Raw genomic sequence first — 21,347 nt, forward strand, 5'->3', positions numbered from 1 at the left:
GTGGGGTGTGCTTTTTTAATTATAGGATGTGATCGGCCGGATATTCCTCTTGGCTGATTTTTTTCGCTTTTGTAACATTTCTTTTGAAATGGTAGATGAGATAGCAAAGGATGATACAAGGAACTCCGCAGAAAAGTGCGATTCTTTGATTGGGATCAAAAGCAAGACCGATACAAGAAGCAGAACATAATAAGAGAGCGGCTATAGGCATAAGAGGATAAAGCGGCGTGCGAAATGTCAGATCTTTTACATTCCCCCCTTTTTTCAGAAATCTCTTTCGAAACAAGAGCTGGGACAAGGCAATGCTCATCCAGACCACGACTCCTGCAAATCCAGCAATTGCGACCATCACCACATAGACAGTTCCAGGGGCCACGATACTGGAAACGAGAGATAAACAAGATACAGCCATACTGATCATTAAGGCATTTAAAGGAATGCCTTTAGAGGTCACTTTCTTAAAACGGGAACTGATCATGTTTTCATTTGCTAACGACCACATCATACGGGTCGAAGCATATAAGCCTGAGTTGGCGACAGACAGCAAGGCTGTTAATATCACGAAATTCATAATATCAGCAGCGTAAGGGATTCCGATCTCCGCAAATACGGCTACAAACGGGCTTTCAATCACGCCTGCGTCCTTCCACGAAATCAACCCGGATAATATGAAGACAGCGCCAATGAAAAAAATAACGGTTCTCCATGCGACATTACGGATGGATCGCGGTATATCCTTTTGAGGATTTGCTGATTCTCCTGCTGTAACGCCGATTAACTCTGTACCAGAAAAGGCGAAACTCACAGATATCATCGCGATAAAAACGGCGAGAAAGCCATTCGGAAACAGCCCGCCGTGGTCCGTGAAGTTTGACAGCATAGGAGCATCCGCCGTTCCGTTTAAAGAGATCAGGCCAAACATGGCGGCTCCTCCTAAAATGATAAATAAAATAATGGTGACAATCTTTACGCTGGAAAACCAAAATTCAGTTTCTGCAAATAACTTAACTGAAAATGCGTTGCATATAAAAAGAAGGGCTGCAAAAATCGCACAACGGCACGTTCATAACCCGCATCCGCATGACGGATAATGCCCATTCCCGGGTCGCTCGTTAAGACCCGCGCGAGCCGCTCGTCAGCCAGCTCACTTCCATCGGCCACTGCAACCATGCCGGCATGCAGGGAATAGCCCATTCCGACACCGCCGCCATGGTGGAAGGAAACCCAGCTTGCACCCGCCGCCGTGTTGACAAGCGCATTTAGCACATCCCAGTCACCAACAGCGTCACTTCCGTCCTTCATCGCTTCTGTCTCCCGGTTTAGAGAGGCGACAGACCCGCAGTCCAAATGATCTCTCCCAATAACGACAGGCGCTTTTAGCTCCCCGCTTCTAACCAGCTCGTTAATGGCGAGGCCCATCTTTTTTCGTTCTCCATATCCAAGCCAGCAAATACGGGACGGCAAGCCTTGGAAGGTGACTTTTTCCTGTACCATATCAATCCAGCGGTGAAGGGCTTTATTTGTTGGGAACAGCTCTTTTAATAACGCATCCGTACGGTAAATATCTGCCGGATCTCCGGAAAGCGCCGCCCAACGGAACGGCCCTTTTCCTTCACAGAATAAGGGGCGGATGTAGGCAGGGACAAAACCCGGAAAATCGAAGGCATTCTCCAGCCCTTCATCCTTTGCGACTTGCCGGATATTGTTGCCGTAGTCAAATACAATAGAGCCCTTTTGCTGAAAGGCCAGCATGGCTTCGACATGTTTTTTCATGCTTTGCTTCGCAAGGCGCACGTAAAGCTCTGGATTGTCTTGACGCAAACGGTCAGCTTCATCAAGGGAGTAGCCTTCGGGAACATAACCGATTAAAGGGTCATGGGCAGATGTCTGATCTGTCACAATATCAATGTTGACGCCTCGGTTCAAAAGTGTGTGATGCACCTCAGCCGCGTTTCCGAGAAGCGCAATGGACAAAGGTTTTCCTGCCAGCTTTGCCTCTTCAGCCCAAGCTAAGGCTTCCTCAATCGATGCTGTTTTTCGATCGCAGTATTTTGTTTCGATCCGCTTGTCGATGCGTTTCTCGTCAACCTCGACGGCAATAACGACGCCTTCATTCATACTGACAGACAGCGGCTGTGCGCCTCCCATTCCGCCGAGACCCGCTGTCAGCGTCAACGTTCCTTTTAAGCTGCCCCCAAAGTGCTGTCGCGCCAGCTCAGCGAAGGTTTCATAGGTTCCTTGCAATATGCCTTGTGAGCCAATGTAAATCCAGCTGCCAGCCGTCATCTGTCCGTACATCATTAACCCTTTTTTCTCAAGTTCGTGGAAATGCTCCCAGTCTGCCCACTTCGGAACAAGAACAGAATTTGCTAGGAGCACGCGCGGGGCCTGCGGGTTTCTTGCAGCTCTTATCATGGCCTTCACCCTCCCAAACTACGTCTATGCACAAAAACCTATATTTAAAGAAGTCAGCGTCCATGACCCTTCCATCATTGAAACAAACGGCACCTTTTATGTTTTTGGATCTCATCTCGCTTCCGCAAAAACAAATGACCTCATGCAATGGCAGCAGCTGACCAACAGCGTAAGCAACGACAACCCACTTATCCCGAATGTCTATAAAGAATTAAAAGAAACCTTCGAATGGGCGCAATCCGATACTCTTTGGGCGGCTGACGTCACGCAGCTGGCGGACGGCAAATACTACATGTACTACAACGCCTGCCGCGGCGACTCGCCTAGGTCCGCCATGGGTGTTGCCGTCGCTGACAACATCGAAGGGCCATACAAAAACAAAGGCATCTTTTTGAAATCAGGAATGGAAGGCACAAGCAACGATGGAACACCGTATGACGCAACAAAACATCCGAATGTCGTCGACCCGCATACCTTCTTTGATAAAGACGGCAAGCTGTGGATGGTGTATGGATCATACTCAGGCGGCATTTTCATACTTGAAATGAATCCGAAAACGGGCTTCCCGCTTCCTGGACAGGGATACGGGAAAAAACTGCTTGGCGGCAACCATAGCAGAATCGAAGGCCCGTATGTTCTCTACAATCCAGACACCCAATACTACTACTTATACCTATCATATGGCGGTCTTGATGCAACAGGCGGCTATAACATCCGTGTGGCCCGCTCCAAGAAACCAGACGGCCCTTATTATGATGCAGAAGGCAATCCAATGCTTGATGTCCGCGGCAAAGAAGGCACATTCTTCGACGACCGTTCCATCGAATCATACGGCGTCAAACTCATGGGCAGCTACACTTTTGAAACAGAAAATGAAAAAGGCACCGGGTACGTCTCACCAGGCCACAACTCCGCATACTATGACGAAAAAACCGGGCGTTCCTATTTAATCTTCCACACCCGCTTCCCGGGCAGGGGTGAGGAACACGAAGTCAGAGTCCACCAATTGTTCATGAATAAAGACGGCTGGCCGGTAGCAGCGCCATATCGTTACGCAGGTGAAACACTGAAAGAAGTAAAACAAAAAGACATCACAGGAACATACAAACTCATCCAGCACGGAAAAGACATCTCAGCCGACATCAAAAAAACCATCAACATCCAGCTCAACAAAAACCACACCATTTCCGGGGAAATGACCGGAACATGGCAGAAAACCGGAAAAAACACAGCCGACATCACGTTAGCGGGCAAGACGTATAACGGGGTATTTTTACGCCAGTGGGATTCGGTGAGAGAGAAGAACGTCATGACGTTTAGTGTGTTGAATGGCAGCGGTGAGGCTGTTTGGGGTAGTAAGCTTAAAAGATAAAATTATATTTAAGAACCTTTTCTTGGAAAAGAAAAGGTTCTTTTCTTACTTACTTCATATCAGGTATTTTGAAAACACCTTATTAATTTTGTATACTATAACAAAAAATAACAATTTTGATAAAAGTTATTTTGGAGGGAATAATTTGACTGGTGTAAGCATTGAGGTAGGTAATACAACATATTCTGATCAAATTAAAGAATGGCGATTATCTAAACGTGATAATGCTAAAATAACTGTTCATATTACATTGAACAGTGGAATGAAGATTAGTGAAGAATTAGATAGGTGTATAATTACCCCTGTTCGAGAATTGGTCATTAACAAGCAAGAACGACTAGTTCTAAAGGGAAATGTAAAAGCAAATATAGAAAGCGTTAAAATATATGGAGATAAGTATGCTGTTTTGATTTTTAGTGGAAATGATCAGAAATATATTTATAAAGAAAAAGATATTGAAAAGATTACTTTAGGTAATGCAAAGTTTAAACAACTTTTGGATTATTTTAGACATGTAGCGGCCGTTAAAGATAAAACAAAAAATGATATCCCACCTATTTTGGAAGGTGAAATTCAGCGTATGCCGTTAAGAATAGAAAGTGCTCTCTATGCTTATTTTTCAAAAGAAAATCGATCGTATAAGGATTCAGAGACACTCCTTTTTCCTTTTGGTTTAAACCTAAGTCAGATTCAGGCAGTTCAGTCTGCTTTTTCTTCTCAAATAAGTGTAATTGAAGGTCCTCCTGGTACAGGAAAAACACAAACTATTTTAAATTTGATCACTAATATAATGATGAAGGGAAAAAATGCTGCAATTGTCTCAAGTAATAATTCTGCTGTCGCCAATGTAAGAGAAAAAATGGAGAAAGCAGGCTACGATTTTCTTCTTGCATCATTAGGTAGCCAAGATAATCAAAAAAAATTCTTTGAGCAACTTCCGGAACTCCCTCAAAATATAGCCGAATGGAAGGTTGAGAATGAGAGAGAATCAGAGTTACTGAAAAGCGTCTTAAGTGATGTAGAATCTATTAAAGAACTATTAAAGTTACAAAACCGACAAGCAGTGATAAAACAGCAAATAAAAGACCTAGAGACGGAGGAAAAATATTATAAACAACATTTTGAGTCATTAGAAACCATGAAACCAAAACTTTTACCTTTTTATAAGTTTAATAATTATAAGATTTTAAATTTTATGGCTGACGAAGCACTGAACAAACAAAATCGAATGAACTTCTTTAAGAAAACCAAATATCTTTTCTACTATGGGTTATATGATTTCAAACAAATAGGAGACAGTCTAAATAAAGAGAAAATGCTTTCTCAACTCCAATATCAATTCTATAAGCAAAAACTAACTGAATTAAATTCTGAGTTAAATAAAATAAATCAAATGCTACATGCCAAAAATTTTGATGAGCTAAGTAATCGAATTGAAAATTACTCTACATTAATTTTCAAAAATTATATACATAATAAGCAAAAAACGGTTAAGAAAGAGAATTTTGAGTACAAGAAATATAAAGATGCAAAGCAGTTTGATCGATTTATAAATCGATATCCTATTATTCTGAGTACTGCATTCTCTTTAATGAAATCAATTCCAGATGGTTTCTTATTTGATTACTTAATTATTGATGAAGCCTCACAGTTAGAATTGATGCCAGGTATCCTTGCTCTAGGCTGTGCTAAAAATGTAATTATTGTTGGAGATACAAAACAACTACCTCACATTCCAGATAAGAACATATCAAAGGGAGAAATGGGAATCGAACCTTGCTTTGATTATGTAGAAAATAGCCTACTGCATTCTGTTTTAAAAGTATACGAGAATAAAATTCCTGTTACTTTATTAAAGGAGCACTATCGTTGCCATCCTATGATCATCAAGTTTTGTAATGAACAATATTATGATGGCAACCTCATTCCTTTGACTAAATATGATGAAGAAGACGATTTTTCAATTATTTTAATAAAAACCGTTAAAGGAAATCATATGAGATTCCAAGGCGGACGACACAATGTTCGTGAATTAGATTCTCTTGAAGAGGCAACGATTAGAGATAAGGTTTTCCCACGTGATTTTGATGATATTGGATTCATTGCTCCTTATAGAGCCCAGATAAAAGCTGCTAATCGTTATATGAGAGAAGAAATTATTAAAGATACTGTACATAAGTTTCAGGGAAGAGAATGTGATGGAATTATTTTCTCCACAGTACTTGATGATAAGGGCGGTAAAAAGGATATTGAATTTGTTGATAGTGCTACTTTAATTAATGTCGCTATATCGAGAGCAAAAAAACGTTTTGTTTTAGTATCTGCTGTCGATATTTTCAAGAGAAGTAACAAAGAAATCTCCGAGTTAATACGTTATATGGAATATTATACGGAAGCTAGTTTATATCATGAAAGTCAGGTCATTTCTGTGTTCGATTTACTATATAAAGAATTCTCCGAAGTTTTAATGCAACGAGAAAATAAACTACGAGAGAGTGACTCAAAGTATAAATCTGAAAGGATTATTGCTAGTTTGCTCAGAGATATTCTTAAAGAAGAGACCTATAAAAAAATTGAGTTTAGAAGGGAGTATCGTTTAAAGGATTTATTTAATGACACCTCTCATTTAAATGAAGAGGAGCAAAAGTTTGTTAAAACAGTAGCTCGATTTGATTTTATGCTTTATTACAAAATGGGGAATGCACCTGCTGGAGTAATAGAGGTAGACGGTACTGCTTATCATTATTCAAATGACCAGAAAAGAAGGGATGAATTAAAAGATTCTATTCTGAGGAAATCAGGGATACCTTTTATTAGATTAAGGACAAATGAGAGTGGCGAGGCAGAAAAAATAAAGGGACTGCTAAATTCTATTTTAGGAACAAATAAGTTATGATTAAAACTCTACCATTAGAATAAGTTATTTTACTTAAGTAGTTTTTTAGTGGGTGATAATAACTCTATATAGTCAAAAAAAGTTATGTTGTTTGTCATAGAATCTTTTCAGTATGATAAAGTTTTACTAAAAGTGCAAGGTCAGATCACTATGTAATATTAAATATAGCGTTGAATTTAAGAAGAAATGCAAGGAAGGAAGAAATAAAGTGAAAAAAACAATCAAAGTAGCTGCAGCAGTGATTAAAAACGATAAAGATATGATATTATGTGCACTTCGTTCGCCAATCATGTCTTTGGCCAATCTATGGGAATTCCCAGGAGGGAAACTTGAAGAGGGTGAGAATGCACGAGAAGCTCTTGTAAGAGAAATTCATGAGGAGCTTGGTTGTAAAATTGAAGCAGGTGAAATAATTGCTGACATTCATCACGAATATGAAAAAGTCATTGTTAATTTGATTTCTATTCAAGCGAAAATTGTAGAGGATGAACCTGTTGCCAAAGAACATGCGGAACTCAGATGGGTGCCCGTGAGTGAACTTGAGTCACTTGAATGGGCACCTGCTGATCTTCCAACCGTAAATGCACTAGTTAATTAAATCAACATACAAGTTTTCTGGGACAGGCTGATGGAGCTTCCATATTACATTCATAGGTTTGTCCCCATTGCTTGATACGTAATCAACTTTACCTAGATAAATAAAAGGTAAGGTGATGTCATGCATTTCGCTAAATTTACGCACGAAAAGATGTATTTTATATTCTTTTTGTCTATGGTTAATAAAATTCTGACCTACAGGAGAATCATGTGATGTTTGATTTTGACTTTGCCAGTGAAAATGATGGGGATCTATAAAGTAATCTTTATATAACAAATGGTCCTCAACTTTTTTAGATTTATTTAATGTAATAAAAATTAAGTAGTTATTGTTAACTCTCCTTACACCTTCTCGCCACGTTCCCTCTTGATCAGTTGATTGAAATAAATGTATGAGTTCATTTCTAGTATATGTTTGATACAAGGTGAGTTGTAGTTCACTAGATAAAAGTGCTTCTAAATTATTCATGCGTCTAAATTCGGTTAAACCATACTGGATACGCTCCTTAATATAAGGACCAAACCGAGGATGGCATAAACGTTCAAAAATATTTAATTGTAGTATGAACGTATTTTCCTCCACTGTACCAAAACTCCATTGTTGTTTCTTATGTGGTGTGGATAAACGCTCCATAGATCGTTTAATCAAGTTGTCGTGTATATTAGTATTTTTGATTTTTAAATGAAATGTATCTTCTAAAGACTTTTTAACATCCTCTACAGTGATTCTCTGTGTATTAAATCCACATTGTAACAATAATAAATCATAGGGCCACTTAATCGGAAACTGTTGCTCTAACCAGGATACCATTCTTAAAACTAGCGAATCATTTAATACTTCTTTATCTAAAGAATGAAGGTCATCCATTTTTCTTTTCGTTTCGACCCAAGACTTATATTTTTTTATAAAAAAGGTAAGACCTGGAGCTTGATCTGAATAAAGAAAATCAAGTAGCTCTGGAGAACGCCCAATATCTCGTTTAAATTGATAATATAATGTTTTTAGCATGGCAGCTGAATTTAATTTAATACTATCAATTTTGTGTAAAATCTCTTTCTTCGTTACAGATGCAAGATCTACATAAGATCCACCTGGTAAGTCTGCAAACTCATGGGTAACCGCAACTCGTAATGAATCTTTATCAAAGGATTTTTGGCTAGTTTGTCCGGAAAGGGCTAGCGGTATAACAAACGATTTTTGATAGTTTCCTATAAAATCAAGTACCGTTACAAACTCTTTATCATCAGTCTTTCTTAATCCTCTTCCTAACTGTTGAATAAATATGGTTGGTGATTCAGTCGGTCTCAAAAAAAGCAGTAAGTTTAATTTTGGTATATCAATGCCTTCATTAAAAATATCTACTGTAAAAATCAGTTCTAAACTATGATGCGGATCTTCAAGTTCTCTAATCACTTTCTGACGTTGTGCTGAGGAATCTTGCCCTGTTAAATAAGTTGTATGTAATCCTAATTGATTAAATTCTTGGCTCATATATTGGGCATGTTCAACGTTAGTACAGAAGCCCAACCCACACATTCTTTCTCCGTCGAAACCGTACATATTTATCATCTTTATTACATAATCGACCCGCTCATGATTTTTCAAATGATTAACCAATGAACGTTCATCGTAGACCCCGTTTGTTATTTTCACTTTATCGTAATCAACAGTATGGTCCGGAATACCAAAATAATGAAATGGGGCAAGCAATTCAGCTTCTAACGCATCTCGAAGGCGGATTTCATAGACAACATTATGATTGCAGATTTCAAGTACATCTTTACCGTCTAAACGTTCTGGAGTTGCAGTTAAACCTAATAAGAATCCAGGTTTAAAGTAATTCAACACTGATTGATAGGTAGAGGCTTCTGCATGATGAAATTCATCAATGACAATGTAATCAAATTCATCTGGTGCAAACCGTTTTAATGTTTCTTCTTTATACAAGGTTTGAACTGTGCTAAATAAAAACCTTTTATTCCATTCTTTTTTCGATCCAGTTAATAATCCAAAGTTATCATGGTCATTTGTGACTTTTTCAAATGTTTCAATGGCTTTAGTTAGTAACTCCTCACGATGAGCAATAAAAAGATATTTTTTTGGTTGATATTCGGAAAAATCAAATGCTGCAAGATATGTTTTCCCTGTACCAGTTGCAGCGATAATAACAGCCCTTTCCTCACCTTGTTCTCTCGTTTTCTTGAGGTTTTTAAGCGCTATTTCTTGCATGGCATTAGGTTGTATTTTTGTTTGGTAAAGAGAGTTTTGAGAGACGAGAGACGCGCTCATTTTGTGATTAGCTGCTTGAAATTCTTCATAAGCTTTTAAGAACTGGTCATCGACCGGTTGTGTTTTTTCGACCCATACTTTATTAAAGACATCTTTTGTTTGTTGAAAAATTGGAAGATATTTTGTATCTGGTATTCTTGCATTTAGCTCATACCCAGTGGTCAGAGCGGATTGCGAGAGATTTGATGATCCAATAATGACACTATGTTGCCCTGAAAGACGTTCAAATAAGTAAGCTTTTGTATGAAACGATTGACTGTAATCATTTACAATTCTCAAGTCGACATTTTGAAATTGCATGAGCTGTTTAAGGGCTTTAGGTTCAGTAATTCCCATATATGTTGATGTGATAATACGTACTGGCACATTACGCTTATTAAGCTCTTGTAATGGTGGAATAAGAAGTTGGACGCCAGACCATCTTGTAAAACTGACCATAAAATCCACACGATCAGCAGTTAACATTTCATTCTTTAATGCTTTAAAAAAATTATCATCCGCTCTATAGTTTCCGAGTAGGTTCAACCGTGATAACGAAAAGTGCTCTGACACAGGCAGATCCAGGTCACCTACATGATAAAGAACTGAAGAAAGTGGTATTGTAAAGGCAGTATCATTACCAAGATCAGAAGATATTTTTTGGGTTAATTCAACCGCCTGATTATATTGTCCGTGATGAACAAGCGTTTTGATTTTTTCGCCAAATTGTTTTGCTATATGTAAAGTTAAAATTTCTGGATATTCTTTCGGTAAAACAGGCTGAAAACGATGTTCAACCGGATAAAGCTGGTGCTTTTCTTGCAATTCTTCATGAAAACCACTGTTTTTTTTCATTTTTCTCTCTCCATATTTAGATAGATATCCTAATTTTATCATTATTATTGACTATAGGTAACAGATATTTGTAAATGGCATCGCGGATCAAATGAGGACGATTGTACCCGATCTTAAAGTCCTGTGTAAGCAGGATTATATTCGCAAGAAAGTCGAATGAAAAGGATAATAGATAAATATACTTATTTATATTCTGTGTAAGACAAATCCTTTTACCTATTTATCCAATATGACCCATCATGTAATATGAAAATAGTCTGTATTGTAAAGGATTTACACAGTTTGATAGAAACACGAGGTGTTGCGGCATGCATAGTGAAATGTTGTTACATTCGGTAAAAGCCGACTTACATGAAAAGCAGGAACAGATCCATCAATTAAAACGAGTGCTGCACGAAATCAGGCAAATCAAACACGAATTCTCTGAGGCCCAGCATCTCATTCACCGGCCACATCTTAACCGGGAGGCATGGAGAGGAACACATGCTCAGCGGTTTGAAGATATTCGTGAAGGAATGAACAAAGCATATCAGCAAATCAAAAGCGATCAAGTCAGCGGAATCATCGAAAGCATAGAAGGAAAAATCCACTCATTAGAGGGCGATGTCTATTCCATAAGACGCCAAATTACGAGGATAGAGCATGAAATAGAGAAGGAAAAACATAAAAAGTGAGGTGAGCACAAATGGCACAGGAAATTAAAATGGTGTATGGCACAGTGAAGCAAGGGCTTTCTCAGCTCAAGAATTCAGCTGAACTCAAGTCCTCCTTACCCGGCCATCTCTCAGGCAGAAACCATTTGAATGTTGTGAAGTCCATCGAGCAATTAAATGAGGACATCAAAGAGCTCACTGAAGCATATGCGTCCGTTCTTGCCAAGCATATTGCACAAACGGAAAGCGCGGTAAACGCTATGAAGGAAACGGACGAAAACATATCATCTTCCATGAAATAAAGCGCGGGAGGACAAGGGATTGAAAACATTAGATGTCCACGCTCTTCACGAGGGCATTCAGCATACGATTGAGAAACTGGACAAGCAAAAACAACAGCTGGAGAAGCTGGAAAAAAGCGTTGAGCATCTGGCAGGCATGAAGGATGCGCTGAAAGGAAAAGGCGGAGATGCCATCCGGACCTTTTACGAGGAGTGCCACAAGCCTTTTCTCCTTTTCTTTGGCATGTTTATCGACGAATACAAAAAAGTACTGAAACAAACACAGCATGCGATTTCCTCTGTAGAATCTGACTCCCATGGCATGATTGCAGAGGCTTTTCTCTCACACGATGCGAGACATGGGGTCAAGCATGCACGAGAAGTGACAGAGCAGCTCACTGACGCAGTGAATCGCCAGACATCAGCCATCGGCCACATCGTCAGCTTGCCGGCAGTCAATGATACCTTTTTCCGAATGGAAACAGAACAGGCTGAGCGACTGATTTCAGACACCCTGAATAAGCTCTTTCAATTTGACGGCCAGCAAACCCAAGCACTAGAAGCCGCAAAATCAGATTTTCAAACGATGAAAAAATACATTGATCAGCTCGAAACCATGTACACCGGCCCGAAAATTGAAATCACGGGCTACAAAAGCGGCTCCATCCTGAAATCACAGGAACAAGAAAACATCAACCAAACCTTCGGCGCGATTAACCCGCAAATGAAGCAGCCGGATGATTCACCGATGGAGATGATGCTGAAGAAAATAGAGAAACATAAGCAGTCCAACGTTGATATCGTGATGAAGGATGGCAAACAACAGAAGATCGAGCGTGAGATTCATGCTGATGACAGTAACGTAACTGTATTACAGAAAGAAGCAGCAGCTCACCCGAAAGTCTATGGAGACATACGGGTGATAAATGATAAACTATATAATAATAAAAGATTAAAAAAGATAGATACGATAGAAGTGATTGACGAACTAACTCGCAATACTGCAAGCATCGACTATGTCGGCGGCAAATATTATGTTTATGAAAACGGCCAGATCGTAAGAGAATTCTATGCTGGAGGGAAAAAGCGGCTAGAAGAAGTGTCTTACATACCAGAGGATAAAGTAGGCGGAGCTAAGTCACTGGATTCATTTTTGGCTGGAACGCAGTATGAATTTATTGAGTGGGTAAGCCCTCAGGGTGCTGTTAAAAAATTGGCGGTCCGAGGCGGGAAGCGTGTTGTCACAGATGTTGCTAAACATGTAGTGGAGAAGGATATAAAGGGAGACGTAAAAAAGAAACCTTCTAAAGGCAGTGTTAATAGTAAGTGGTGGCATCCTGGATATGTAGATAATTTAAGCTCTTCCCAAACGGTTATAGGAATAAAGAATTCCCCTAAAGGTTTATCAACTCTTGGTAGCTCAACACGTCAGAATGCACTAGATGCAGGAAAAGGCTGGGTTGGTCAAGGAGCGGAAAAAATGTATGATAAAGCAGGAAATTTTTTAGGGTACAAAAGTGTAGATAAAATGAGAGCTTTCAGATTGCAATATAAACCAAAGGAAAAAATGTGGAGAGCGAACTTCACTGAAAATGAAATTACTGTTGTAGGATCAAAAACGGAATTAAGAAATGTACATGTTGATATTTTAGATTAAAAGGTGGGATATAATTATGTTAGAAATTAAAGCTTTAACTAAAGACTATGAAAATTGGGGTGAGGATGCTGATGATTTCTACGTTTCATTTGAACTTGACGTAGGATTGCCTGATATACCAGGTGCTTCTGATTTATTTACTTTTAATATTATTAGTCCTAAAAGATTGGATAAGATACTTGAAAGTACAAAAATTGAATTAGGTCATGGATATCTCATAATGAGAGATTTTAATATAAAAACTGTCAATTCTACTGTAGAGACTATCATGAATAAATGTAAAGACGATGACTATGATAAGTATATGAATAATTTAGCTCAATACTTTAAATTACAAGGATAACACCAAAAGAGTTGTTGGCTAGTCGCTTATAGTTATACTAAAAGAATATGAATATATCGGAACTGTAATCAATTTCGAATTTAATATACATGTTATATGATAAACAACTAGAGGTTTTTCATGTTAGAAGATATTCCTGGTTATAAAAATCTCACGTCATAACTATTTTAATTAAATGGTTTTCAGGACCCTCTGGTTTGCTTCCTAGTGAGTAGCTTTAGAAGTGTAGTGGTAACTGTTTTACCTTGATTGGCAAAGTGCCTTTCAAGGTTTTTTAATAAAAATAATCTTTTATAGCTAATTCATAAACCCTTTCACCTTTTCTTTGGCATGTTTATCGACGAATACAAAAAAGTGCTGAAACAAACCCAGCATGCGATTTCCTCAGTAGAATCTGACTCCCACGGCATGATCGCAGAGGCTTTTCTCTCACACGACGCAAGACACGGGGTCAAGCATGCACGAGAAGTGACAGAACAGCTCACTGACGCAGTCAATCGCCAGACATCAGCCATCGGCCACATCGTCAGCTTGCCGACAGTCAATGATACCTTTTTCCGAATGGAAACAGAACAGGCTGAGCGACTGATTACAGACACCCTGCATAAGCTCTTTCAATTTGACGGCCAGCAAACCCAAGCACTAGAAACAGCAAAATCAGATTTTCAAACGATGAAAAAATACATCGATCAGCTCGAAACCATGTACACTGGGCCGAAAATTGAAATCACAGGCTACAAAAGCGGCTCCATCCTGAAATCACAGGAAGAAGAAAACATCAACCAAACCTTCGGCGCCAATAACCCGCAAATGAAGCAGGCGGATGATTCACCGATGGAGATGATGCTGAAGAAACTAGCCGAGAATGAAAAGTCTAAAGTGGATTCAGTTGTCAAAACGGGTCATTCTAAAAAGGTAAGTAAAAATATCATCGTTATCAATGGAAAAGTGTATAATACGAGTGAACATAGAGAACATATAAAAACTGATTTCTCAAATGCAGAGGTTAAGCAAGTTGTTTATAATGATACACTTTACAATGTATACATATCTGGTAATGACATGAAGCTTGAACCTGTCGTCTCGCTTTCGGACATTAAAGTGGATGAGAATGGATATGTGAAAATTTTAGAGGCAGCTGTAGAACTTACCGGCGTGTATGATCTATTTAAAGCAGCCACGGGCAGAGATCCGGTATCAGGAGAAAAAGTCACAGGGAAAGACCGTGTTGTTGCCTCCATAAACTCAGTACCATTTGCCAAAATAGCTAAGTTAGAAAAGTTAATAGATATTAATAAACTTATTAATGATGGGAAAAAGGCTAAGAAGGCTTCGGAAGTTAAAAACGTTGCTAAGGATACGGGTAATGGTGTACCTTCTTATGGAAAGAAGTCAGTACCTAAAGGACCTTACAGAGAAGTACATGGATTCCCAGTTAAAGTAAAGCCAGGTGCTCAAGAGAAACATATTCCTAATACGCCAAATTACAAACAAGAAATAGCAAATGGTAAAAACAAGAGTATTTTCTATGGTGATAATAAAACAGCACAGGAATTGCTTGATAAGTTTGCAGGAAAAGGTCAACTACTACCAAACGGTAAAAAAGAAAGAGTAGACTTTGGTAAACCAATTGGAAAATACTATGATCGTGATACTGGTGAATACATTGAAACTACTAGAGGAATGATTCATTACGGAAAAGACGGAGCGCATATAGTGCCTTCAGAACCATTAAAGAAGTAATAAGAGGAGGATATACATGGAATATGATCCTTTAATAAAATCGTTAAAAGAGTATAAAGATAGTGACTTGATAATAGAGTGGGATAGTGGATTAAAGATTATTGGTGAACCAGACACACTCTTTGAAACAGACAATGGGTTGGATGACGATGATGTGAATTTTATCGAATATTATGCAGTTACATTTCAAGTAAATGATATTTTAGCTCATCCTACTAGTGAAGAAAGTAGTTTATATAATTGGTTAATACAAAAGAAAGGTTCATTAGTTGAAATTTCACTTTATGATGATCCGCCAAGTGCAGTTTTTTTAACTGACGGAGAAAGTATATGGAAAAGGGATAGTCAAAAATAAAACATATACCTTGATGGGCTAAATTGCCTTTCAAGGTTTTTTATTTTTATATTAAGTCAGCTGATATATTTGATAGTATTTTCGGAAAAATAAAACAAAATATACAAAATGGCTTCCCTCTATAACAAAACAGTCCTCAATAAGTATTCCCTTTAGTCAAAACCCAAAAATGAAAGCGTCGACATCCCGTGAATCTAGTGCTAAAGTATACCTACAAACAAATAAAACGACCCGTCAGGATTGTTACTGCGAAAGCAGGCAAAACCTAAATGGTGCAGGTGCAGGAGGAGACTCTCGCAATCTGTGTCATTTAGGTTTTTTTTATTCTCTTTTAGGAGGTGATGCAGCATTTGATAGAAAAAAAGCTGGTGAAAGGCGGCCACCTTTCATCCAGCAGTCCCCCATAAAAAGGAGGTATACACATGGATTATGATAAATTATCGAAGGACATATTACAACTCGTAGGCGGTGAAGACAACGTTCAGCGCGTGATTCACTGCATGACGAGGCTGCGTTTTAATCTTCATGACAACGCGAAGGCGGATCGCAGTCAGCTGGAGCAGCTGCCGGGGGTGATGGGCACCAATATCAGCGGCGAGCAGTTTCAAATCATTATCGGAAACGATGTGCCGAAGGTGTATCAGGCGATTGTGCGGCAGAGCAATCTCAGTGATGAAAAGAGCGCTGGTTCATCCTCTCAGAAAAAGAATGTGCTGAGTGCGGTCTTTGATGTGATTTCTGGGGTGTTTACTCCGATTCTGCCTGCGATTGCGGGGGCGGGGATGATCAAAGGGCTTGTTGCGCTGGCAGTTACGTTTGGCTGGATGGCGGAGAAGAGCCAGGTTCATGTCATTTTGACGGCTGTCGGTGACGGTGCGTTCTACTTCCTGCCGCTCCTGCTAGCGATGAGTGCGGCGAGAAAATTCGGAAGCAATCCGTACGTAGCGGCAGCCATTGCGGCGGCGATCCTGCATCCGGATTTGACAGCCCTGCTCGGTGCGGGGAAACCGATTTCCTTTATCGGGCTTCCTGTAACCGCTGCCACTTATTCGTCAACGGTCATCCCGATTTTGCTGGCGATATGGATTGCTTCATACGTGGAAAAATGGATTGACCGTTTTACACACGCATCTCTCAAATTGATTGTGGTTCCGACATTCACGCTATTGATTGTCGTGCCGCTGACATTGATTACAGTCGGTCCGCTTGGCGCTATTTTAGGAGAATACTTGTCTTCTGGGGTCAATTATTTGTTTGATCATGCAGGGCTTGTGGCGATGATTTTGCTGGCGGGTACATTCTCTTTAATCATTATGACGGGCATGCACTATGCCTTTGTGCCGATTATGATCAACAACATCGCTCAAAACGGCCACGATTATTTACTGCCGGCTATGTTTTTGGCGAATATGGGGCAGGCGGGAGCATCATTTGCAGTCTTCCTTCGCTCCAGAAACAAAAAATTTAAATCACTCGCGCTTACCACAAGCATCACGGCGCTGATGGGGATCACAGAACCTGCAATGTACGGCGTGAATATGCGATTGAAAAAGCCGTTTGCGGCCGCTTTGATTGGCGGTGCAGCCGGTGGCGCGTTTTACGGCATGACGGGTGTTGCTTCCTATATCGTCGGGGGGAATGCAGGTCTCCCGAGCATCCCTGTCTTTATCGGCCCAACGTTTATTTACGCGATGATCGGCCTTGTGATTGCGTTTGCGGCGGGAACAGCAGCTGCGTATTTGCTTGGATTCGAGGATGTGCCTTCTGACGGCAGCCAGCAGCCGGCAGTGCATGAGGGCAGCAGAGAGATCATTCACAGCCCGATTAAGGGAGAAGTGAAAGCCTTAAGTGAAGTCAAAGATGGAGTATTTTCTGTCGGGATCATGGGAAAAGGATTTGCCATTGAGCCTGAAGAAGGAGAAGTTGTGTCGCCTGTTCGTGGAAGCGTTACCACCATTTTTAAAACAAAACACGCAATTGGCATTACGAGTGATCAGGGAGCTGAAATACTCATACACATTGGATTGGACACGGTAAAGCTGGAGGGACAATGGTTCACGGTTCACGTCAAAGAAGGCGACAAGGTCGCACCGGGAGATCCGCTCGTGTCCTTTGATCTGGAGCAAATCAAAGACGCGGGATATGACGTCATTACTCCGGTGATCGTGACCAACACAGACCAATATTCATTTTCGCCGGTGAAAGAGATCGGTAAAGTGCAGACAAAAGAAGCGCTGCTTGCTTTATCTTGAAAAAACTAATGGGGTGATCAATATGAGTTCAAACGCAAAACGATTTCCAGAAGGATTTTTATGGGGCGGCGCAGTTGCTGCCAACCAAGTGGAGGGTGCTTATAACAAGGGTGGTAAGGGGCTTTCGACAGCTGACGTATCGCCGAACGGGATCATGTCTCCATTTGATGAATCAATGACTTCCTTGAATCTGTATCACAACGGGATTGACTTTTATCATCGTTATAAAGAGGATATCGCCTTATTTGCGGAAATGGGATTTAAGGCGTTCCGCACATCGATTGCGTGGACGAGAATTTTTCCGAATGGCGATGAAGAGGAGCCCAATGAAGAAGGCCTCAGCTTTTATGATGATCTGTTTGATGAGCTGTTAAAGCATCATATTGAGCCTGTCGTAACCATCTCTCATTATGAAATGCCGCTCGGTTTAGTGAAAAATTATGGCGGCTGGAAGAATCGCAAAGTCATAGAGTTTTATGAACGCTATGCCAAAACTGTATTCCAACGCTATCAACACAAAGTGAAGTTGGATGACGTTTAATGAAATTAACGTGGTGCTCCATGCGCCATTTACCGGAGGCGGTCTTGTTTTTGAAGAAGGAGAAAACAAATTAAACGCGATGTACCAGGCGGCACACCACCAATTTGTGGCCAGTGCCCTTGCTGTCAAAGCGGGCCACGACATCATTCCTGATTCGAAAATCGGCTGTATGATAGCGGCAACGACAACCTATCCGATGACTTCTAAGCCTGAAGATGTCTTCGCTGCAATGGAGAATGAGCGCAAAACACTATTCTTCTCAGACGTTCAGGCAAGAGGCGCGTATCCGGGATATATGAAACGCTATCTGGCAGAAAACAATATTGAAATTGAAATGGCTGAAGGCGATGAAGAACTCTTGAAAGAACATACGGTAGATTACATTGGATTCAGCTACTACATGTCGATGGCGGCGAGCACTGATCCGCAAGAGCTTGCAAAATCAGGCGGCAACCTGCTGGGCGGAGTCAAAAACCCTTACCTCAAATCATCAGAATGGGGCTGGCAAATTGATCCGAAAGGCTTGCGCATCACGCTCAACACCTTATACGACCGTTATCAGAAGCCGCTGTTCATCGTTGAAAACGGCCTTGGCGCTGTAGACAAGGTTGAAGAGGACGGCACGATTCAGGACGATTACAGAATCAACTATCTGCGTGATCATTTAATTGAAGTGCGCGAAGCCATTGCGGACGGCGTTGAATTAATCGGATACACATCATGGGGGCCAATTGACCTTGTCAGCGCATCTACTGCGGAAATGAAAAAACGCTACGGTTTCATTTATGTGGACAGGGACAATGAAGGAAATGGAACATTTAACCGCATCAAGAAAAAAAGCTTCAACTGGTATCAGCAGGTCATCGCCACAAACGGAGAGAGTCTCTGACAATTTTTTGAAAACTCATGCGCTTCAATTGACAATAACGAAATGCAGGCGGACAATAAAAGAGAAAGATGAACCACCCACAGTCCGAAAGGCGGGAAGAGCATGTTTAACAAAATGTTAGTAGCGATTGACGGATCAGACATGAGTGCAAAAGCGCTTGATGCCGCAGTGCATTTGGCAAAAGAGCAACAAGCGGAACTAAGCATTCTTCATGTGGGGAGAGAAGCCGTCGTCACGACTTCTTCTCTGACGGGAATTGTCTATGTGCCTGAACACTTTATTGATGAAATCAGGAACGAGGTTAAAAAAGAGGGCCTGAAAATCCTTGAAAATGCAAAAGAAAAAGCAGCCGAAAAAGGCGTTCAAGCTGAAACCATTTACGCGAATGGCGAGCCGGCGCATGAGATACTAAATCACGCAAAAGAGAAAGGCGTCAGCCTGATTGTAGTTGGCAGCCGGGGGATCAGCGGCCTGAAAGAAATGATGCTTGGAAGCGTCAGCCATAAAGTGTCTCAATTATCAACATGCCCGGTTTTGATTGTTCGATAGATTTGTAAAAAAAGCGCCCTTGGGCGCTTTTTTTTATCTATTAGAAAATGTAACTAATAATATATCTCGATGCGCACCATCTCTATTGGCAGTGCCGACCGGTGTAACCGCATGAAAGACCTTTTGCCCGAGAGCAAGTGTCTCAAGCGGGTCTATCAGCCGCAGCACTTTATCAATTTGCTTAACAGACGGAGCAATTAAGTTATCTCCTCCGATAGCATCTTCGCTCAGCTGAAATAGATGGACGAAAACAAGCGGTTCATCGTCACGATGCAGCCAAATGGGTGAGCTGTATGAAGGCGCGTCAGGTGTCACTTGATATCTGACTTGGTGAAGCCCGACGATCACTTCTTTCTCCCAATCTACAAAATCGGTTTGGCGAGCCATTTCTACATTTGAATGTATCATGTGCCGCGTTACAGGATGCTGTAGAAACTCATCTGATATTTTTTCAAATTGTCTGACGATACCGCCATCATCATAATTATATTCTTTTGATTGGAAATATCCATTATCCGGATCTAATTCAAGAGTGTCGGAGTGAGGAGCCAAAATGTAGCGGGAATGCGCTCTGTAACGGCCGCCTCCTTTAGGATCAGCTTTCAAATCATCATATGTAAGCTGTAGTTCGCGGACTGCAGCGTCCGTTGTTTTCTGCTGATAGAAATCTGCTGGGATATACGAATAGCCGTTTTCCTTTAAAAAAGAAGCATATTTAGAAATATCGGATGTCAACTCTTTTTGTACGTTTGAAACTTGAACCATATGAATCTCTCCTTAAAAAGTAGATGATTTTTTTAGTAATTTCCTGTATGATAGAAAATGTGGAAAATAGAGGATGTAGTGCAATGCTAAATTATTTGTTATATATTGTCAAATAATAATATTCAGATTATTACAAATTACCAAAATGAAAAAAGGCAGAATGTAAAATGATGAAGAAAAAGAATATAATGATAACTGGGGCAAATAGCGGAATCGGCTTTGCGGCGGTAAAGCAATTTCTAACAGAAGGCTTTCGAGTCGTTGGAGTGGATATTCAAACGAATAAAATGTCAGAATTTATAGTAAACAGTGAGTTTCACATGGAAAAAGCAGACTTGTCTGATGTCCGGCAGGCGGAATCTTTGATGCTAAAACTTGAAAAAAGCCGGCTGATCCCGGATATTTTGATCAATGCAGCAGGGATAAGGGAAATTACCCCTGTTCTTGAATTATCAGCAGAATCATTCAAAAAGGTCATAGACATTAATCTCACGGCAGCCTTTATTCTTTCCCGAGATGCGGCAAGGCTGTGGTCAAAGCTGGGAAAACGAGGCTGTATAATCAACATCGCCTCTGTGTCCGGGCTGATGGCAGAGCCTGCGCGGGCTGCCTATGTGTCTTCCAAGCATGCGATCATCGGACTGACGAAGCAGCTCGCTATGGAGTTCGGATCAAAGGGGATCAGGGTGAATAGCATTTCACCGGGCGTGATCCAAACAGAATTAACGGAAGAGTATTTTCAAGACGATGAAATGGTTCAGCTGATCAAAGATAACCATGCCCTTCATACGTGGGGGCAGCCGAGTGATATCGTTTCCTGTATGAAGTATTTGGCTTCTGATGAGGCGCACTTTATTACAGGTTCAAACTTTGTCATAGACGGCGGCTGGACGGCCGGCAAGAAACTATAAAAAA

At 40.5% G+C, this 21,347-nt stretch carries 13 protein-coding genes and 4 pseudogenes; 13 read left to right on the plus strand and 4 right to left on the minus strand.

Annotation, left to right across the window (positions count from 1 at the left end; translation table 11 throughout):
- Positions 1–19: 19 nt before the first annotated feature.
- A pseudogene (locus PUN35_RS15815) lies at positions 20–1,051 on the minus strand (amino acid permease); the annotation flags it as partial.
- A pseudogene (gene hutU / locus PUN35_RS15820) lies at positions 967–2,397 on the minus strand (urocanate hydratase); the annotation flags it as partial. The pseudogenes hutU and PUN35_RS15815, both read right to left, overlap by 85 nt.
- A gap of 16 nt (positions 2,398–2,413) precedes the next feature.
- Here hutU and abnB point away from each other — a divergent pair.
- The 3 genes from abnB (at position 2,414) to PUN35_RS15835 (ending at position 7,281) form a co-directional block, all read left to right on the plus strand.
- Complete coding sequence (abnB, locus tag PUN35_RS15825) at positions 2,414–3,787, plus strand: arabinan endo-1,5-alpha-L-arabinosidase AbnB (RefSeq protein WP_014481386.1); 1,374 nt, start codon at positions 2,414–2,416, stop codon at positions 3,785–3,787.
- Positions 3,788–3,932: 145 nt separating this feature from the next.
- Positions 3,933–6,683 carry an AAA domain-containing protein gene (locus PUN35_RS15830; RefSeq protein WP_033881899.1) on the plus strand — a complete coding sequence of 917 codons (2,751 nt, stop codon included), beginning with the start codon at positions 3,933–3,935 and terminating at the stop codon, positions 6,681–6,683.
- 208 nt (positions 6,684–6,891) lie between these two features.
- The gene (locus PUN35_RS15835; RefSeq protein ID WP_014481384.1) at positions 6,892–7,281 is read left to right on the plus strand and encodes a (deoxy)nucleoside triphosphate pyrophosphohydrolase; all 390 of its coding nucleotides are present in this window, start codon (positions 6,892–6,894) and stop codon (positions 7,279–7,281) included.
- Here PUN35_RS15835 and PUN35_RS15840 read toward each other — a convergent pair.
- Positions 7,270–10,404 carry a DUF3427 domain-containing protein gene (locus PUN35_RS15840; RefSeq protein ID WP_014481383.1) on the minus strand — a complete coding sequence of 1,045 codons (3,135 nt, stop codon included), beginning with the start codon at positions 10,402–10,404 and terminating at the stop codon, positions 7,270–7,272. The two genes, PUN35_RS15835 and PUN35_RS15840, sit on opposite strands and share 12 nt — an antisense overlap.
- A gap of 308 nt (positions 10,405–10,712) precedes the next feature.
- Between PUN35_RS15840 and PUN35_RS15845 the strand changes: the two genes are divergently transcribed.
- The 9 genes and pseudogenes from PUN35_RS15845 to PUN35_RS15885 all read left to right on the plus strand — a co-directional run bounded on the left by PUN35_RS15845 (position 10,713) and on the right by PUN35_RS15885 (position 19,667).
- A complete protein-coding gene (locus tag PUN35_RS15845) occupies positions 10,713–11,078 on the plus strand; it encodes a YwqH-like family protein (protein WP_003218945.1) in 366 nt (121 codons plus the stop codon).
- A gap of 11 nt (positions 11,079–11,089) precedes the next feature.
- A complete protein-coding gene (locus PUN35_RS15850) occupies positions 11,090–11,359 on the plus strand; it encodes a YwqI/YxiC family protein (protein WP_014481382.1) in 270 nt (89 codons plus the stop codon).
- Between the two features lie 19 nt (positions 11,360–11,378).
- The gene (locus PUN35_RS15855; protein ID WP_031601143.1) at positions 11,379–12,995 is read left to right on the plus strand and encodes a ribonuclease YeeF family protein; all 1,617 of its coding nucleotides are present in this window, start codon (positions 11,379–11,381) and stop codon (positions 12,993–12,995) included.
- A gap of 16 nt (positions 12,996–13,011) precedes the next feature.
- Positions 13,012–13,338, plus strand: a complete 327-nt coding sequence (locus PUN35_RS15860; protein ID WP_014481380.1) for an Imm8 family immunity protein — start codon at positions 13,012–13,014, stop codon at positions 13,336–13,338.
- Positions 13,339–13,641: 303 nt separating this feature from the next.
- Positions 13,642–15,081, plus strand: a pseudogene (locus tag PUN35_RS15865) (T7SS effector LXG polymorphic toxin); the annotation flags it as partial.
- A 16-nt stretch (positions 15,082–15,097) separates the two neighbouring features.
- Positions 15,098–15,436, plus strand: a complete 339-nt coding sequence (locus PUN35_RS15870; RefSeq protein ID WP_014481378.1) for a hypothetical protein — start codon at positions 15,098–15,100, stop codon at positions 15,434–15,436.
- Positions 15,437–15,858: 422 nt separating this feature from the next.
- The gene (gene bglP / locus PUN35_RS15875) at positions 15,859–17,688 is read left to right on the plus strand and encodes a PTS beta-glucoside transporter subunit IIABC (RefSeq protein ID WP_014481377.1); all 1,830 of its coding nucleotides are present in this window, start codon (positions 15,859–15,861) and stop codon (positions 17,686–17,688) included.
- Positions 17,689–17,710: 22 nt separating this feature from the next.
- Positions 17,711–19,118 (plus strand): annotated as a pseudogene (gene bglH, locus PUN35_RS15880) (aryl-phospho-beta-d-glucosidase).
- A gap of 102 nt (positions 19,119–19,220) precedes the next feature.
- Positions 19,221–19,667 (plus strand): universal stress protein, encoded by a 447-nt coding sequence (locus tag PUN35_RS15885; RefSeq protein WP_003227162.1) that lies wholly within the window; start codon positions 19,221–19,223, stop codon positions 19,665–19,667.
- Between the two features lie 33 nt (positions 19,668–19,700).
- On the opposite strand, the gene PUN35_RS15890 is transcribed toward PUN35_RS15885, so the two are convergent.
- Positions 19,701–20,432, minus strand: coding sequence for a 2OG-Fe dioxygenase family protein (locus PUN35_RS15890; RefSeq protein WP_014481374.1), 732 nt, complete (start codon positions 20,430–20,432; stop codon positions 19,701–19,703).
- A gap of 167 nt (positions 20,433–20,599) precedes the next feature.
- On the opposite strand from PUN35_RS15890, the gene PUN35_RS15895 reads away from it, so the two are divergent.
- On the plus strand, positions 20,600–21,343 hold the full coding sequence (locus tag PUN35_RS15895; protein ID WP_014481373.1) for an SDR family NAD(P)-dependent oxidoreductase: 744 nt from the start codon (positions 20,600–20,602) through the stop codon (positions 21,341–21,343).
- The last annotated feature ends 4 nt before the right edge of the window (positions 21,344–21,347 follow it).

This window comes from Bacillus sp. N3378-2at (assembly GCF_033412715.1).
Taxonomy (GTDB): domain Bacteria; phylum Bacillota; class Bacilli; order Bacillales; family Bacillaceae; genus Bacillus; species Bacillus subtilis.

What these genes read in the sequence shown, in the direction of transcription:
- abnB (WP_014481386.1), top strand. Translation starts at nt 2,414, where the DNA reads ATGGCCTTCACCCTCCCAAACTACGTCTATGCACAAAAACCTATATTT.
- PUN35_RS15840 (WP_014481383.1), bottom strand. Translation starts at nt 10,404, where the DNA reads ATGAAAAAAAACAGTGGTTTTCATGAAGAATTGCAAGAAAAGCACCAG.
- PUN35_RS15845 (WP_003218945.1), top strand. Translation starts at nt 10,713, where the DNA reads ATGCATAGTGAAATGTTGTTACATTCGGTAAAAGCCGACTTACATGAA.
- PUN35_RS15850 (WP_014481382.1), top strand. Translation starts at nt 11,090, where the DNA reads ATGGCACAGGAAATTAAAATGGTGTATGGCACAGTGAAGCAAGGGCTT.
- PUN35_RS15860 (WP_014481380.1), top strand. Translation starts at nt 13,012, where the DNA reads ATGTTAGAAATTAAAGCTTTAACTAAAGACTATGAAAATTGGGGTGAG.
- PUN35_RS15870 (WP_014481378.1), top strand. Translation starts at nt 15,098, where the DNA reads ATGGAATATGATCCTTTAATAAAATCGTTAAAAGAGTATAAAGATAGT.
- bglP (WP_014481377.1), top strand. Translation starts at nt 15,859, where the DNA reads ATGGATTATGATAAATTATCGAAGGACATATTACAACTCGTAGGCGGT.
- PUN35_RS15885 (WP_003227162.1), top strand. Translation starts at nt 19,221, where the DNA reads ATGTTTAACAAAATGTTAGTAGCGATTGACGGATCAGACATGAGTGCA.
- PUN35_RS15890 (WP_014481374.1), bottom strand. Translation starts at nt 20,432, where the DNA reads ATGGTTCAAGTTTCAAACGTACAAAAAGAGTTGACATCCGATATTTCT.
- PUN35_RS15895 (WP_014481373.1), top strand. Translation starts at nt 20,600, where the DNA reads ATGATGAAGAAAAAGAATATAATGATAACTGGGGCAAATAGCGGAATC.